The sequence below is a fragment of the Bacillus sp. FSL R5-0820 genome, from assembly GCF_038593385.1.
GTDB classification, from domain to species: Bacteria; Bacillota; Bacilli; order Bacillales; family Bacillaceae; genus Bacillus; species Bacillus altitudinis.
In genome coordinates, this window is sequence record NZ_CP151991.1 from 2,598,365 (window position 1) to 2,615,144 (window position 16,780).

Annotated in this window: 17 protein-coding genes; 8 read left to right on the forward strand and 9 right to left on the reverse strand. The window is 40.4% G+C overall.

All coding sequences use genetic code 11. The annotated features are described in order from the left end of the window. Positions 1 to 81 precede the first annotated feature (81 nt). The 7 genes from NST15_RS13380 to NST15_RS13410 all read left to right on the forward strand — a co-directional run bounded on the left by NST15_RS13380 (position 82) and on the right by NST15_RS13410 (position 7,523). Complete coding sequence (locus NST15_RS13380) at positions 82 to 1,218, forward strand: sensor histidine kinase (protein ID WP_108611312.1); 1,137 nt, start codon at positions 82 to 84, stop codon at positions 1,216 to 1,218. Beyond that, the gene (locus tag NST15_RS13385) at positions 1,215 to 1,814 is read left to right on the forward strand and encodes a response regulator transcription factor (protein WP_035391139.1); all 600 of its coding nucleotides are present in this window, start codon (positions 1,215 to 1,217) and stop codon (positions 1,812 to 1,814) included. The genes NST15_RS13380 and NST15_RS13385 overlap by 4 nt, the downstream gene beginning before the upstream one ends. Positions 1,815 to 2,004: 190 nt before the next feature. After that, positions 2,005 to 2,925 (forward strand): iron-hydroxamate ABC transporter substrate-binding protein, encoded by a 921-nt coding sequence (locus NST15_RS13390; protein WP_017358286.1) that lies wholly within the window; start codon positions 2,005 to 2,007, stop codon positions 2,923 to 2,925. Between the two features lie 110 nt (positions 2,926 to 3,035). Next, on the forward strand, positions 3,036 to 3,725 hold the full coding sequence (locus NST15_RS13395; RefSeq protein WP_125589957.1) for a response regulator transcription factor: 690 nt from the start codon (positions 3,036 to 3,038) through the stop codon (positions 3,723 to 3,725). Then, positions 3,725 to 4,729, forward strand: coding sequence for a sensor histidine kinase (locus tag NST15_RS13400; protein ID WP_342498584.1), 1,005 nt, complete (start codon positions 3,725 to 3,727; stop codon positions 4,727 to 4,729). Before NST15_RS13395 ends, NST15_RS13400 begins: the two co-directional genes overlap by 1 nt. Before the next feature lie 105 nt (positions 4,730 to 4,834). Next, entirely contained in the window at positions 4,835 to 5,596 is a 762-nt protein-coding gene (locus NST15_RS13405) for an ABC transporter ATP-binding protein (RefSeq protein ID WP_272511781.1), read from the forward strand. After that, complete coding sequence (locus NST15_RS13410) at positions 5,586 to 7,523, forward strand: ABC transporter permease (RefSeq protein ID WP_342498585.1); 1,938 nt, start codon at positions 5,586 to 5,588, stop codon at positions 7,521 to 7,523. Before NST15_RS13405 ends, NST15_RS13410 begins: the two co-directional genes overlap by 11 nt. 44 nt (positions 7,524 to 7,567) lie before the next feature. Here NST15_RS13410 and NST15_RS13415 read toward each other — a convergent pair whose 3' ends face one another. Together NST15_RS13415 and NST15_RS13420 are read right to left on the reverse strand one after the other, a co-directional pair. Beyond that, positions 7,568 to 8,917: an amidohydrolase family protein gene (locus NST15_RS13415; RefSeq protein ID WP_342498586.1), complete on the reverse strand. Its 1,350-nt coding sequence runs from the start codon at positions 8,915 to 8,917 to the stop codon at positions 7,568 to 7,570. Positions 8,918 to 9,022: 105 nt separating this feature from the next. Next, positions 9,023 to 9,610 (reverse strand): NAD(P)H-dependent oxidoreductase, encoded by a 588-nt coding sequence (locus tag NST15_RS13420; RefSeq protein WP_326110802.1) that lies wholly within the window; start codon positions 9,608 to 9,610, stop codon positions 9,023 to 9,025. 119 nt (positions 9,611 to 9,729) lie between these two features. On the opposite strand from NST15_RS13420, the gene NST15_RS13425 reads away from it, so the two are divergent. Next, a complete protein-coding gene (locus NST15_RS13425) occupies positions 9,730 to 10,161 on the forward strand; it encodes a MarR family transcriptional regulator (protein WP_008343103.1) in 432 nt (143 codons plus the stop codon). 52 nt (positions 10,162 to 10,213) lie between these two features. On the opposite strand, the gene NST15_RS13430 is transcribed toward NST15_RS13425, so the two are convergent. The 7 genes from NST15_RS13430 to NST15_RS13460 form a co-directional block, all read right to left on the reverse strand. After that, entirely contained in the window at positions 10,214 to 10,390 is a 177-nt protein-coding gene (locus NST15_RS13430; RefSeq protein WP_008356320.1) for a hypothetical protein, read from the reverse strand. Between the two features lie 15 nt (positions 10,391 to 10,405). Next, entirely contained in the window at positions 10,406 to 11,158 is a 753-nt protein-coding gene (locus tag NST15_RS13435; RefSeq protein ID WP_135226569.1) for a hypothetical protein, read from the reverse strand. Between the two features lie 300 nt (positions 11,159 to 11,458). After that, positions 11,459 to 12,073, reverse strand: a complete 615-nt coding sequence (locus NST15_RS13440; RefSeq protein ID WP_057079206.1) for a LysE/ArgO family amino acid transporter — start codon at positions 12,071 to 12,073, stop codon at positions 11,459 to 11,461. 136 nt (positions 12,074 to 12,209) lie between these two features. After that, positions 12,210 to 13,790 (reverse strand): acyl--CoA ligase, encoded by a 1,581-nt coding sequence (locus NST15_RS13445; RefSeq protein ID WP_056705515.1) that lies wholly within the window; start codon positions 13,788 to 13,790, stop codon positions 12,210 to 12,212. Between the two features lie 220 nt (positions 13,791 to 14,010). Next, positions 14,011 to 14,223, reverse strand: coding sequence for an alpha/beta-type small acid-soluble spore protein (locus tag NST15_RS13450; RefSeq protein WP_003216385.1), 213 nt, complete (start codon positions 14,221 to 14,223; stop codon positions 14,011 to 14,013). 89 nt (positions 14,224 to 14,312) lie between these two features. Next, positions 14,313 to 15,518, reverse strand: a complete 1,206-nt coding sequence (gene thiI, locus NST15_RS13455) for a tRNA uracil 4-sulfurtransferase ThiI (RefSeq protein ID WP_007501769.1) — start codon at positions 15,516 to 15,518, stop codon at positions 14,313 to 14,315. A gap of 4 nt (positions 15,519 to 15,522) precedes the next feature. Further along, positions 15,523 to 16,665 (reverse strand): cysteine desulfurase family protein, encoded by a 1,143-nt coding sequence (locus NST15_RS13460; RefSeq protein ID WP_025207795.1) that lies wholly within the window; start codon positions 16,663 to 16,665, stop codon positions 15,523 to 15,525. Positions 16,666 to 16,780: the final 115 nt, after the last annotated feature.

The following is a 16,780-nucleotide window of genomic DNA, read 5'->3' on the forward strand; positions in this document are numbered from 1 at the left end:
TTGTATTTGCAGGATGCGCTCATCTGTTCAATTTGATAAAGTAGTGAAAAAGACTGAAAAAATGAAAAAGGTGAATCACGGATGAAAAAACAACTTAAAATTCAAAAACTGCATGGGATTTCCCCATATATTTGGGCGATTTTTTTCATCCTGCCCTTTTATTTTATCTTTAAGACCCCTTCGACTTTAGGCATTGTGATCGGCATTATTTTAAACGTCGTCTTTTTTGCGGTCTACCGTTTTGCCTTTGTCTCAAAGGGCTGGTCGTTATATGTATTCGGCCTTCTATTAATCGCCATTTCGACTGGTTATGTGATGCTCTACAGCTACATTTATTTTGCTTTTTGTATCGCCTATTTCAACGGGCATATCAAAAGAAAAGTCCCTTTCTATATCTTATACTATATCCATCTAGCGAGCGCTGCCGTAGCGGTGAACTTTAGCCTGATCTTAAAAAAGGGCTGGTTTCTCACGCAAATTCCGTTTGTCGTGATTACACTGATCAGCGCCATCCTCCTCCCTCTTAGCATTAGAAGCAGGAAGGAACGTGAACGGCTAGAAGAGAAATTAGAATATGCCAATGAACGGATCGCCGATCTTGTCAAACTTGAAGAAAGACAGCGAATTGCTCGCGATCTGCATGACACACTTGGACAAAAACTCTCTCTCATTGGATTAAAAAGTGACCTTGCCCGTAAGCTCGTGTATAAAGACCCTGAACAGGCTCGTGCCGAACTAAAAAGCGTCCAGCAGACAGCTAGAACGTCTCTAAATGAAGTGCGAAAAATTGTTTCTTCCATGAAAGGCATTCGGATCAAAGATGAAATATTGAACATCAAGCAAATACTTGAAGCCGCGGATATTGACATGATTTATGATGAAAAAGAAGCGCCGAAACACATCTCTCTTCTTAACGAAAACATTGTGAGCATGTGCATCAAAGAGGCCGTGACGAATGTCGTCAAGCATAGCGACGCCACTGTCTGTCAAATCACGATTCATCAAAAGTCAAAGGAAGCTGTCATTACAGTTGAGGATAACGGCACATTTAAAGGCAGTCATCCATCCTCTCAATCGAAGGGACATGGCCTTGCAGGGATTAGAGAAAGATTGGAATTTGCAAATGGACGCCTGCACATTGAGACAAAAAACGGGACGAAGCTGATCATGAGCATTCCAAATGATTCAGCAGCGAAAGATAAGGAGGAAATAAAATGATTAACATCTTTATCGCAGAGGATCAGCAAATGCTGCTCGGTGCTCTTGGATCGCTTCTCGATTTAGAAGACGATATGACGGTTGTTGGAAAAGGCACAAACGGCCAGGACGCCATAGATTTTGCTAAAAAACACCCGGTCGACATTTGTTTAATGGATATTGAGATGCCAGGAAAATCTGGGCTCGATGCCGCTGAAGAACTCAAAAAGTCTGATGTGAAGATCATCATTTTAACTACCTTTGCCCGTTCTGGCTATTTTCAAAGAGCGCTGAAAGCTGGCGTTAGCGGCTACATGCTGAAAGACAGCCCAAGCGAGGATTTGGCAAGTGCCATCCGCAGCGTGATGAAAGGGAAAAAGGTGTACGCCCCTGAATTAATGGAAGACTTGTATAGCGACGAAAATCCTTTAACTGAACGAGAAAAGTCGGTTCTAGAACTCGTCGCAGACGGAAAAAACACAAAAGAAATCGCCAAGGAACTCAGCATAAAAAGCGGCACTGTCCGAAACTACATATCCGTTATTTTAGATAAACTAGAAGTCAAAAACCGAATTGAAGCCATCACTCGTTCCAAAGAAAAAGGCTGGTTTAAATAAGAAAAAAGATCAGGTCAGACACTGCCTTGATCTTTTTTTCTTTCTATCCGAATTCCTCTATCCACTGCTAAAATATCATTGACAACAAACCTCACATCTATGGTATGATATCTGAGTGATAATAATTATCATTATCACTCATACAACCAAATACACGGCTTATGTGCCGATTTCAAAGGAGTCTACATTCATGAAGAAAATATTGTTCCCTCTGATGCTCATCTTCGTACTTGCGTTGAGCGCATGTGGCAATAGCAACAACTCTTCCTCAAATAAAGGAAAAAATCAATCAACGTCAGACACGATTACATATCAATCTGAAAATGGACCTGTGAAGTTGCCAGCAAATCCAAAACGTGTTGTTGTTCTCGCCTCTTATACAGGAAATGTCTTGTCACTTGGTGTGAACCTTGTGGGTGTTGACTCTTGGTCAAAAAAGAATCCACGTTTCAAAAAGAAATTAAAAAATGTGGAAGAAGTATCAGATGAAAATGTAGAAAAAATCATGAAGCTAAAGCCTGATGTCATCATAGGTTTAAGCGGTGCAAAAAATGTAGAAAAACTGAAAAAAATCGCCCCTACCGTTTTATTCACGTATAACAAAGTCGATTACCTTCAGCAGCATATTGAAATTGGAAAAGTCTTAAACAAAGAAAAAGAAGCAAAAGCATGGGTCAAGGATTTCAAACAGCGTGCAGCTGAAGCTGGCAAAGAAATCAAAGCAAAAATTGGTGAAGATGCAACCGTATCTGTCTTTGAAAGCGGCACAAAAGATCTTTACGTCTTTGGAGATGCATGGGGACGCGGAACAGAAATCCTCTACCAAGCAATGAAACTAAAAATGCCGGAAAAAGTAAAAGAAAAAGCATTAAAAGCTGGCTATTATGCGGTGTCACAAGAGGTCATCCCTGAATTTGCCGGAGACTATATGATCATTAGCAAAAACAGCGAGATGGACAATTCCTATCAAAACAGTGAAATCTATAAGTCCATTCCTGCTGTGAAAAAACATCGTGTGTATGAAGCAAATGCGGAAGAGTTTTACTTTAATGACCCGCTCACACTTGAATATCAACTATCATTCTTTAAAAAGCACTTTTTAGGTAAATAAACCGAAGCAAGGGACCTCTTCCCTTGCTTTTTTGCTGTCTGCTTCTAGCGGGAGTGCCTATTTTCCGCTACAATGATGTACAAGCTAATTTAAAAAGTGTGGTGCTCGTTTTGTTTAAAATTTTGCTGATTGAGGATGATACAACCCTCTTCCAAGAAATCAAAGAACGTTTAGTTAACTGGTCTTATGATGTGTATGGGATCAACAATTTTCAACAGGTCATGCAGGAGTTCACTTCCATCCAGCCTGATCTAGTCATTATTGATATTCAGCTGCCAAAGTACGATGGCTTTCATTGGTGCCGGATGATTCGGCATCATTCCAATGTGCCCATCATCTTTCTTTCCTCTCGTGATCATCCTGCTGATATGGTCATGTCGATGCAGCTTGGAGCCGATGATTTTGTACAAAAGCCCTTTCACTTTGACGTTCTCATCGCCAAAGTAAGTGCTGTTCTTCGCCGAGTCCATGATTATAGTGCCGAACCTGCCAACTTAAAAGTTTGGTGCGGTGCTACCCTTGACCTCGAAAATAATACAGTGGCGAATGAAGACGGTGAGGTTGAATTAACAAAAAATGAGTTTTTTATTCTCAAAGAATTGATTCAGCATAAAAATCATATCGTCAAAAGGGAATCTCTCATCCAAGCATTATGGGAGGATGAACGATTCGTGAGTGACAATACACTCACTGTAAACGTCAACCGCCTTAGAAAAAAACTAGACGAAATCTCCCTTGGCGCCTTCATTGAAACAAAGGTGGGTCAAGGTTATCTTGCAAAAGAAAAGGATGATCAATAATGCTGCAAGCATTTCTAAAAGAACGAAGAAGCTGGATCTTGTTCTTTCTTAGTTTGCAGCTTCTCATTCTCTTTGTTGCTTATTTGGATACAACGATTCCACTCGCTTCTCTTTTTTATATCGTGCTTTTGTCTACATTACTCTTCATTGTCTTTCTTTTTTTTCGTTACCGGAAAGAAACTTCTTATTATGAACAACTGAAAGAATGGGACGAAAACATAGACCATCAAATGCGTCTCAAACCCTCTTCCCCTTTTGAACAAATTGTACAGGAGGCAGCGTCAGAGCAAATCGACCGATACCGCCAGATGACGGCTAAGCAAAAGACTGCGCTGGAAGAAGAAAAAGATGAACTGCTCTCATGGATACATGAGGTGAAAACACCGCTCACGGCGATGCACTTAATGATTGACCGTATAACAGAACAGCCGCTCAAATCAAATATGACATATGAATGGCTTAGAATACATTTACTCCTTGATGCACAGCTGCATCAAAGCAGGATCGAACATATTGAAAATGATTTATTTATTGAAAAACTGGATCTCCAAAACATGCTAACGAAAGAAATCAAAGCGCTCCAATCGTGGTGTATGCAAAAAGGAATTGGCTTTGACCTTTTATTAGAAGAGCGAGACGTATTAAGTGATACAAAATGGTTATCCTTTATGATCAGACAAGTGCTGACAAACGCAGTCAAGTACAGCCAATCATCTGACATTATCATCGAAAGCAAACAAATGAACGAACAAGTGGTGCTCACCATCACAGATCAAGGTAGAGGAATTGATTCAAGAGACGTGTCCCGTATTTTTGAAAAAGGCTTTACCTCCACAAGACATCACAATGACACTGCCTCCACAGGCATGGGGCTCTATTTAACAAAAAAGGGAGCTTACGCTCTTCATATCACGATCGAGGTCAACTCCACATTAGATCAAGGGACCACTTTTACCTTTATCTTTCCGAAAAAGAATGATTTTGTGCATATTGCGAGCATGTGACAACAATGTCACATGCTCGTCTATTTTGTTCGCCAAATCGCAGGAAGTCTGATCGGCTTCTTTTTATACTAGAGATATCAATTAAATAAAAAAGGGGTTCGACAGATGAACATTTTAGAAGCTCGCAAGTTATATAAAAACTATGGAAACAAATTCAATAAACAAGAGGTGCTGAAAGGCATTGATTTGACGATAGAAGCTGGAGAATTTGTCAGCATCATGGGGCCATCAGGCTCGGGGAAAACGACCCTTTTGAACGTATTGTCATCGATTGATCATGTGTCCAGCGGATCGATTCGGATCGCGGATGCAGAAATGACGCAAATGAAAGATCAGCAGCTCGCTGAATTTAGAAAGAAACAGCTTGGCTTTGTTTTTCAGGATTATAACTTACTTGATACACTCACGGTTAAAGAGAACATCCTCTTGCCATTATCCATCTCCAAAACGCCTAAAAAAGAAGCTTTTGAACGCTTTCAACAGCTTGCAGAGGATATGGGTATTTATGAACTAAGAGACAAATATCCAAATGAACTGTCTGGGGGACAAAAGCAACGGACATCTGCGGTTCGTGCCTTTATTCACGAACCAAGCCTCATTTTTGCTGATGAACCAACCGGAGCACTTGATTCCAAATCTGCGTCTGACTTACTGAACAAGCTGCAAGAATTCAATCACAAGCGCAAAGCAACCATTGTCATGGTGACCCATGACCCTGTTGCAGCCAGTTATTCAAGACGAGTGATTTTTATCAAAGATGGACAGATCTATACACAATTGAATAAAGGCGCACTAGAGAGAAAGATGTTTTTCGAGGATATTATGAAAACGCAAGGTGTTTTAGGCGGTGTGAAGCATGAACATTAATCAGCTCGTCTTCCGCAATCTGAAGAAAAACTTAAAAAATTACTATTTATACGTGTTTGCACTTGTATTTAGTGTGGCGCTCTATTTTTCCTTTGTCACCTTGCAGTATTCACCAGCACTTGATGATGTGAAAGGGTCTATTAAAGGCGGTGCGTCAATTAAAGCCGCTTCTATTCTGCTAATCGCCATCGTCGGCATCTTCCTTTTATATGCAAATAGCATTTTCATCAAACGTAGAGGAAAAGAAATCGGCCTCTTGCAGCTCATTGGAATGACGAAACAAAAAATCGCCAAGCTGCTCCATGCAGAAAATTTTATCCTATATATAATTGCGATGGCTATTGGTATATTTACCGGATTTATCGGCTCAAAGCTGATGCTGATGGTTCTATTTAAAGTGACAGGTGTTCATGCAATTGCCAATCTTCATTTTTCTGGCATGGCTCTTTTGCAAACGGTCATCGTGTTTCTCTTGATTTATGTTGTCATCATGCTAAGAAATAGACGATTCATTCAGAAGCAAACGATCTTAGCTTTGTTTAGAACCACCTCTTCTACAGAGCAGCGCATTAAAAAAATCTCTGTCTTTGAAATCATCATTGGGGTTCTAGGCATTGCCTTCATCAGCTCAGGCTATTACATTTCTTCTCAGCTTTTTAGTGGCACATACACATCGATGTTTTCGTTATTTTTAGCCATGATCTATATTTTAGGTTCTGTCATTATTGGTACTTTCCTTTTCTATAAAGGCTCTGTTTCATTCATTGCCAATATCGTACGAAAAAGAAAAAATGGCTATCTTGCCATTCATGAAGTCTTGTCTTTATCGTCGATAATGTTCCGTTTAAAATCAAATGCATTGCTGTTAACGATTATTACTACAGTATCTGCACTTGCCATCGGTTTGTTATCACTCAGCTATATTTCCTACTACTCAGCAGAAAAAACAGCTGAACAACAAATTCCAGCACATTTTGTCATGGGGTCAGAGAAAGATGCTGGCACATTCACTCGTGCACTTTCTGATCAGCATATTGCCTATGAGAAAAAGCAGTTCGAGGTCATTCAAGCCGATTTTGATGCAAATCAGATCATCGATACGAAGTTAAGCAGTGTGAATAAAGCTCCAGGAGTCTTGACACTACCTGTGATCAGCGAGAAAAACGCACCAAATATTCATGTAGAGAACAACGAAGTCATGTTAAGCGGCTACAATGATTTATTGAAAAAATTCATGCCGATTCAAAGCACCGGTGATGTGAAACTTTTAATAAAAAAACCAATTGATTTAAAAGTAATTGATATGAAAAAGGATCATTTAATCTCTTACCAGTTTACTTTTGGCGGCCTACCTGTTGCTGTCGTCAGTGAAAGTGTTTTTGAGCAGCTCGACCAAAACAAAGATCCTAAACTGCAGCGTGAGAATAATCAATATATTGCGATCAATATAAAAGATGAGGGAAAGGTTGAACAAGCCAATGACGTCTTTATGTCTGCGAAATTGAGTGATGAAAGCATGTCTAGATTTGCTAACACTCAGCAGCAAAAACAAACCATCGGACTGATGATGTTTGTAGTCGGATTTTTAGGCCTCAGCTTCCTTGTGACATCAGGCTGTATTTTATACTTTAAACAGATGAATGAGAGTGAAGAGGAACAAAGCTCATACACGATTCTGCGTAAGCTTGGTTTTACGGAGAAAGATCTCTTAAAAGGCATTCGACTCAAACAGCTCTTCAACTTTGGCATTCCGCTTCTCGTCGGACTGCTGCACAGCTACTTTGCTGTACAATCTGGCTGGTTTTTATTTGGCAGCGAACTGTGGACTCCTATGCTGATTGTGATGACGATTTATACCGTTTTATACTCCGTCTTCGGATTCCTATCTGTCCAATATTATAAAAAAGTCATTAAAGAATCGTTGTAAAGTATTCCCCATAGGCACTGGCCTATGGGGATATTGTGCTTCATTCATTTTGTTGATTCAAACTGATGCGATAAAATGTGATCTCTTGCCGCATAAGCTTTTTGTTTGACCTCTTCTAAGTTCACTCCAACTAGCTTCCCATTTTGTTTCACTGCTTTTCCAGCCACATAGACAGAATCAACATTTGAAGGGTGTGCCGTTTGCACAACTGCCCCAGCTGGATCTGTCATCGGAAGAAGATTCATGCTTGTCCGATCGATCAAGATAAAATCGGCTTCTTTTCCAGGTGTGAGTGAGCCGATTTTGTCATCAAGCTTCAAGGCACGAGCCCCGTTTATGGTGGCTGCTTCAAGCATTTGCTGTGCAGACAATCCAAGTTCAGGCCCTGGCATCGTCCCTTCCATCAATAAAGATTGATTTTGAATCGCCCGCTCCGCCTGTAGTCCGAATTTCATTTGGGTAAATAAATCTCCGCCTGTCGCTGTCACCACATCTACACCAAGCGTTGGCAGAACGCCATTTTCAATGGCGAGCCCTGTGACAGGATATCCGTGTCCCATCATCATTTCAATCTCAGGTGTAATAGAGATGGAGCTTCCGCTGTCAGCTAACATCTTCATTTGATCTGCATCAATTGCATTGATATGCACCATATTCAAATCAGGACCGAGCAGCCCTGCTTGATGAAGCCGCTCAATCGATCGATCCGCTGCTCCCCAATTTCCAAAGCCAATGTGCATACTGCATAATGCATCTAGTGATCTCGCTGTTTCAATTTCAAAGACAGTCGTCTCCCATGAAGAAAATTCAGGTCCACGAATGGCAAGTCCCATCGTCAACAGCTGATCCGATGATTGAAAATGTTTTTGTTTCACGCGGGCTGCGTCTTCCATATTCGTGAGCGTACTCTCTCTGTCCCAATACGCTGCATCTCCAGAGGTACCAAAACCAAAGACCGCTCGAATACCCGCATCTTTTAAACCTCCAATGAGTTCTTCTGTATGATCCATAGAATTGATCATCGTCCAGTCGAAAAACGTGGTCACTCCTGCATCTAATGCCTCTAATGCGCCTAAATAATTAGCAATTCGATCATCTGATGGACGTCTCATCGCCCCATAGTTGCCATAATAAATTTTGCTCAAATACGTTTGCAAAGACCAATCTGTTCCGATCCCCCGTATGACAGACTGCCACACATGACGATGGGTATCCACAAGCCCTGGCATAATGACCATGTCAGACGCATCCACAACATCAGCACCGCTTGCTTCAATCGAAGGTCCGACTTCTACAATATGTGCCCCTTCAATTAATAGATCTCCCTTCTCCAGAAAACCTAAAGATGGATCAAGTGTGATAAGAGCCGCATCTTTAAACAATGTTTTCTTCATCCATATCCCCCTTTTCAAATAAAGAGAATGAGTCACTCACTCTCTCTGTCATTTTAAGACATAACAGGTTCAAATTAGAAGAAAAGTGACTCAAGGAATGTGGTTTTATGAGCTGATATTCCGAAAATAGTTGTATATCCGTTTTAATTTCACGTCATGCTTCCCTTTCGGACTTTCCATCATGCCAAATTCAAAGAACTTCACCGGTTTAATCCCGACATATTGTAAAAGAGCTCGTTTCATTAACATCTTATGAGCATTTTGCAAAAAGAAGAAAGGATAGTGGGTCGGTCCTTGCATTGTCGAAACACATACAGCCCTCTTTCCTTTTAACAAGCCTTCTGGAAGCAGCCCGCCTGTTTGACGATAAGCAAAATTCGCTGCAAACATGCGATCAATAAAACCAAGCAGCATGGCTGGCGGCCGCCCCCACCAAATCGGATAAACAAACACGATGTTGTCTGCCCATTTGATTTTCTCTTGATATTCTTGAATCTCAGGGTCCTTATGCATATCACGTCTTTTTTTCTCTTCATTAAAAATAAGTACAGGATCAAATTTGTCTTGGTATAAATCGATGATTCTCACTTCTTGAACGTTTGGATTTTCTTCACTGCCCTTTAGGATTTCTTTAAAAAAAGCACCATTTAAACTATTGTGATGGGGGTGGGTATAAATAATGAGTACATTCATGGCTCGGCTCCTTTAGTTATCATTTGATAACCAAAAGCATACACCCCTCTTTTTTAGTTGTCAAATGATAATTGTTTTTTGATAATAAATTTGGTATGGTACGTAGGAGGTGAAACAGGATGAAAAACCCACATTTTTTCAAAGAGTTTGTCACATTTGCTTCTACTTTTTCTGAGCTGAAACATGCTATGATGAGCAAGATCAAACCCTCTGATCTAACCACTCTACAATATTTGATTCTGGAGCAGTTAGCCGTCAGTGAGCCGCTAACACCTAGCGAAATCGCCGATTGTCAGCACATGTCTCTTCCGAATGTCAGCAGAGAATTGAAAAAGCTTCACGAAAAACAATTCATTGATAGACAAGAAGATAAAGATGACAAGCGAAAACATGTCATTATGCTGTCTAAAAAAGGCCGTGCGTGTATGGACAAAGCATTTCAACAAATTGAATCCATGCTCATGGACAGCCTTTCTTCCTCTGACCGAAATCAAATGGATGATATCGTACAAGCTCTCCGTCTATTAAATCAAACCATTTTCAAAAAATGATCGAATGAAAAAAGCATGAGCGTATCGCTCATGCAAATGATTTTTGAACACATTAGTAAAGAGATGCTAAAAGATACGTGATGAAACCTACTATTGGAATAATCGGGATCATCAGCTTCAATGTTTTATTCGTATTCTTATATAAATTCCACAACAAGACTGGTACACCAAACGTCAATGTATCAAAGACAGCAAGCACTGCCCCTTTACGCTGTTCTTTATGAGCCATTTGAAAACCTCCAATTCACCAAACTTTTTTCACACAATAACCTGCTATCCCAGCCGATATTCCTGCATTAATGACTGTACATGCTATACAACCAACAGGTCCTGTTAAACAAACATAATAACAAGCCCCAAGAACCATTGAACGAAGCGGAAGAGATTCATTCGGGCCACTTTTCTTTTTTAAACAACTCCAAAATTTGTTCCAATTAAAGCTCGTTTGAATTTCCGAATCTTCAGCATTCATAATTTTTCTATTTAATTCCATCATATCTTTTTTCGCACCGTTTTCACCATAGGTAAAAGATCCTTTTAAAAACTCCCCATTTGGATTGATATGAAACTCATTCTTCAACTTTCCATTTTGAATGAAATATGAGTGTAAATTACCTTGCTCATCGTATTCCGCAAGTTGAATATAATAGGACTTTATCTGACTTAGTGAAATTGAAATAAATGATGCTGTGCTTACTAGCTGATTATCTGCTTTCTTCTTTGTTAGATAAAAATAAACAACATTCGCTTTAGCATCATTCAAATGAACTGCTACACTTTCTCCATTTAATTGATACCCTTTTTTGTAGGCTATTTCTTTTGCCTGTAAAAATTGAAAGCTCTTTTTTGTTTTTTTTATGAGCCTTTCAGCCACTTTATTGTTTTGTATCTTTTCAAAAGGCATATCCTCTTCTATGCTAACAGCTTTCCCCACAGGATATTGTCCGCATAGAAGTGAAATGAATAATAAAACAACAAGCATCTTCCTTACTTTCATTATGTAGCCTCCTTTAATAAATCCCATAAAAATTATACCTTTTTATGGAAAATGGCATAAGAGGCTTATTTACCAAAAAAACCCACTATAAATAATGTAGCATATCTCCTACTTGATATCATTTCCTCCAGGTAAGTGAATCGTCAGTATGTCTGAGATAAATGAACGGGGTGTAACTGATGCTTGCCCCGAGACAGTAGTCAACAAAAAAGCGCCAGATGTTTTCCATCCAACGCTTTTTCCCATGACATGTTCAGCACTCATTTTCATGCATCACGTCTCTTTTGCTCTATGTATCCTTTATCCAATAAGCTGATAGGCGATATATAATGCAACCAGCCAGATCATGACGGCTGATGCTTTATTGATCCGGTTCATCCACTTGCCGTTTGTATCTAGCTTTCCTAACATTTTCCCGAGAAGGGCAAGACCCATAAACCATAACCACGAGACAATGATACAGGCTGCGGTAAATGCCACCTTTTCCGCCCCATGATATTGAAGAGAGTTCGTTCCTATCACTCCTATTGTATCGAGAATCGCGTGAGGATTTAAAAGTGAAACGGAACAGGCAAATATGATTTGTTTTCTCACAGGCATCAGGTTCATCTTTTCTTGATTACCTGTTGCGGAGCTCGTGTTCCAAACTGACCACCCCATATAAAGTAAAAAGAAAAATCCAATGATAAAAAGACCCATTTGCAAGATAGGGATGGTGAGTACAACAACCGAAACCCCAATGACAGCTAAAGTAATTAAAAGTGTGTCGCAGAGAGCAGCTGTGATGACAACAGGCAGTACGCGATATAATCGAGGCTGAAGGGCTCCTTGCTGAAATACAAATACATTTTGTGCGCCCAAAGGTAAAATAAGACCAAAGGCAAGCACAATCCCATGAATTATCGCAATCGACATTTTCAGAACATTCTCCTTTTCAAGTCATCCTTACACATTTTAACATAAAACATCATGAACGAATTTTACATATTTGATTTGTCCAATAAAAAAAGCGCTGGATGATTTTCCATCCAGACGCTTATTGTTTCTACTGTTATGATGATTTTCGTGCAAGCTCTCTTTCTCTCAGCTCGACACGTCGAATTTTCGCTGACGGAGTTTTTGGTAGCTCGTCAATGAATTCGATTTCTCTTGGATATTTGTACGGTGCTGTTGTATTTTTCACGTGTGTTTGCAGTTCTTTAATCAGCTCATCGCTTTGTGCAGATGCATCACGCAGGACGACGTATGCTTTCACGATTGATCCTCTGATTTCATCTGGACTTGCCACGACCGCACATTCTTTCACTGCTGGGTGTTTAATCAGTGCATCTTCGACTTCAAATGGACCAATTGTATAGCCTGAGCTGACGATGATGTCATCTCTGCGGCTTTCAAACCAAAAATACCCGTCTTCATCTTTTTTCGCACGGTCACCGGTAATAAAGTAATCCCCGCGGCGCTGCGCCTTTGTACGCTCTGCATCTTTGTAGTATTCCTTGAATAAAGCCGGCGTTTCAAGATGAACGGCAATGTCACCTATTTCTCCTGGAGCACAGATCTGGCCATTCTCATCAATAATCTCTACTTCATTGCCAGGTGTTGGTTTGCCCATACTGCCCGGCTTGATGTCCATTCCTTTCAGCACCCCGACTAGCAGCGTGCTTTCTGTTTGCCCGTAACCATCTCGCACTTCGATATCGAAATGTTTTTTGAACGTATCGATGACTTCACGGTTGAGTGGCTCTCCCGCAGAAACAGCACTATGCAATTTCGGCAGCTCGTACTGACTGAGGTCATCTACTTTTGCCATAAACCGATATTCCGTTGGTGTACAACATAAAACATTGATTTCATTTTTTTGAAGCAGCTCTAAGTACGTATCCGGATTAAACTTTCCTCCATAAACAAAACCTTCTGCTCCGCTTCCTAAAACAGATAAGAGAGGACTCCACACCCATTTTTGCCAGCCTGGTCCTGCTGTTGCCCATACTTTATCCCCTTCATTAATGGAGAGCCATGCTTTGGCCGCTGTACGTAAATGTGCATACGCCCAGCCGTGTGTATGAACAACCCCTTTGGGATTACCTGTTGTGCCTGATGTATAAGAGAGAAACGCCATGTCCGTACGTGTTGTGTCTGCCAATTTCAACTCGCTTGACTGCTCTTCCTTTTGCGCAACAATGTTTGTCCAGCCATGATCATTCTCACCAATTGAGAATGTTTTAAAATCTTTTGGCTGATTAGTTCCTTCAAACGATTGAATGAATGATGCGTAAACAATCGCTCCTTTTGCTTCTGCATGCTCAATTCGGTAATCTATATCTTTAGCGCGAAGCATTTCTGAACAAGGAATTACAACCATTCCTGTTTTTAAAATGGCTAAATAAATGCTGTATGCCTCTAGCATACGAGGCACCATCACAATGATTTTATCGCCTTTTTTAAAGCCTGCATTTAATAGAACATGACCAATTTTATTCGCCTCTTCTACTAATGCTGCATATGTCACATGCGCTTCATGGCCATTCCCGTCCTGCCAGTGCAGGGCGATTTTCTCCTGGTCATGACTGAACGCTTCAATCTCACTGACTAAGTTATATTGTTCTGGTGCAATTAAGTCTTCTCTTTTCATGGTACAGCTCCTTTTAGCCTCTTTCTATGAAACGAATCATGTTTCAATTTACCTATTCTAACACTCATAACTGAAAAATGCTTGAATTAGGACCTACTCCTAGTATTATGCCATAATTTTTTCATTTCGTCTTCTTTTTTAAAAATATTCTAACAATTTATGTACAAAAAAAGAGCGGGAATAAACCCGCTCATAAGCCATAGCTTTTTAATTGTGTGTCTTAGAAAGATCCGCCACCCATATGTTGTTGAGCGTAAGATACAAGACGCTTAGTGATTTCTCCACCAACTGATCCGTTAGCGCGAGCTGTTGTTTCTGGTCCAAGGTTTACGCCAAATTCTGAAGCGATTTCGTACTTCATTTGGTCGATCGCTTGTGCAGCGCCTGGAACGACTAATTGATTAGAACTGCTTTGTCTGTTTTGTTGAGCCATGTGTTCTCACCTCCTTGTGAATATAGAATGTGTAGAAACACATGACTTCATGCGATTGATTTTATGGTAATTATTATGAAATTTTTTATTTAGAATAAATCAGCGAATTTGTCAGCTGCTTTCTTTTCATTTGTGACAACGATTGTTTCGATCTGCTCCACTGCCTCATCAAGCATTGGCTCGAATTCAGCAAAGCTTTCGTAGCGTTCTACTTTTTCAAGTTTTGGTTTTGTTTTTGGAGATGGCGGCGTAAAGATCGTGCAGCAATCCTCAAATGGCTGAATGCTTGTCTCATATGTGCCAATTCGTCTCGCTTCTTCGATTATGTCATTCTTATCCACGGCAATCAGTGGGCGAATGATCGGTGTGTTTGTGACATGATTAATGGCATACATGCTTTCAAGTGTCTGACTTGCCACTTGACCAAGGCTTTCACCTGTAATAATGGCAAGCGCATCACGCTTGGCTCTTATTTTATCTGCAATTTTGAGCATCATTCTTCTCGTTGAAGTCATCGTATAGTTTTCTGGTACTTGTTTGTGAATGAGTTCTTGGATTTTCGTAAAAGGAACGATGTGAAGCTTGACTTCGCCTCCATAAGCAGCTAAGCATTCCGCTAGATCAATGACCTTTTGCTTGGCACGTTCACTTGTATAAGGCGGGCTAAAGAAATGAACAGCTTCAATTTGAATGCCTCGTTTCATTGCCTGATAGCCTGCCACTGGGCTGTCAAAGCCGCCAGAGAGCATTAGCATCGCTCTTCCGCTTGAACCAACTGGCAGTCCGCCTGCACCTTTTACATCTTTAAATGTAATGTACGTCGCGTGTTCTCTTATTTCAATTCGCAAGTGAACATCTGGCTGTTTCACATTAACGGTTAAGTTGTCTGTATTCCTTAGAACATGTCCACCAATTTCTCGGTTCATTTCATTTGAATCAAGCTCAAATTGTTTATAAGAGCGTTTCGTTGAGACCTTAAATGTATTTCCTTGTTCATACACTTCCTGAACCGCTGAGAGTGCCGCTTCTTTGATGGCATCAAGATTTGTCTCACATTTCACAGCCAGGCTAAAGCTTTGAATGCCAAATACACCTTTAAGCTGTTCTGAAATCGGTTCAGGGTCTTCTCCGTTTAGCATGATCGTAATGCGGTCTCTATCAGATGCATACTTTAATGCTTCAAAGTCTTTTAATACAAACCGGATATGCTGTCTTAGTTTTTCGATAAATTTCTTTCTATTTTTCCCTTTTGTTGAAATCTCACCAAAACGGACTAAAATATGGTCATACTTCATGTTGTTATCTCATTCCTTTTAATTTTTTCACACTTTGTGCGATCGATGTGATGATTTGCGGCGCTAGCTCTGGTCCTTGTCCATATGTCAAACTGATTCTCATGCTGCTTTTGGCTGCTTCTTCTGATTTCCCCATCGCCAGCAGGACACGGCTTGGTTCCTTTTTCTTAGCAGAACAAGCAGACGTTGTCGAAACGTAAATGCCTTCTTTTTCAAGCATATGCAGAAGGACTTCGATTTGAATACCTGGCACTGAAAAATTCACAATGTGCGGTGCGCTATGCGTCAGCGGTGTGTTTATGACGACGCCTTCTATCTTTCCAAGCTGCTGCTCTAGCTCCGTTTTTAAGGCGATCATCTCATCATGATGCTTGTTTAAATATTCAAATGATTGCTTTATGGCTTTTGCTAAACTGACAGCTCCAGCAGGGTTCTCAGTCCCTGAGCGAAGGCCTAGTTCCTGCTCTCCTCCTGTGATAAAAGGGGCAAGCACTACACCTTTCTTTAAAAAGAGCGCTCCTGTGCCTTTTAAGCCATGAATTTTGTGGCCTGACATCGTTAAAAGATCAATATCCATCTCTTTAGGCAGCGGAACCTTGCCAATTCCTTGTACGCCGTCGACATGAAAAATTGCCTCTTTGGCATACGTCCGAATGATGCTGGCCGCTTCCTCTATCGGCTGAATCGCGCCTGTTTCATTGTTTACATGCATGAGACTGACAAGCACTGTATCAGGGCGAAGCACTTCTTTTAAATGCGTCATATCTGCACGGCCATGCTCATTTACTTGAATATAGGAAATATCAAAGCCAAATAATGTTTTCAGCTGTTCAAACGATTCGATGACAGATGGATGCTCAATCGCTGTTGTGACAATATGTCTGCCTCGGTTCATCTTGGCAAGAGCAGCCCCTTTGATGGCAATGTTATTTGCTTCTGTTGCACCTGAAGTAAAAATAATCTCATATTGTGTAAAGCCTGTATAGTGAAGGATTTGTTTTCGCGTTTCACTTAATAGACGGCTTGCATCAATTCCAAGTTGATGCAGCGAAGACGGATTCCCAAAAAAACGCTCACTCACTTGCTGATGCACTTGTAAAACCTCTGGATAAGGCTTTGTTGTGGCACTATTATCAAGATAAATCATATCTTAAACTCCTTACAAAAAAACTTAAAAAATAAATGCATTTATATGTTACCATAATGAAGTCAGACAGAGAATTTTCTGAAAATGGCAGTTGACAACTTTTCATTTTCACTAT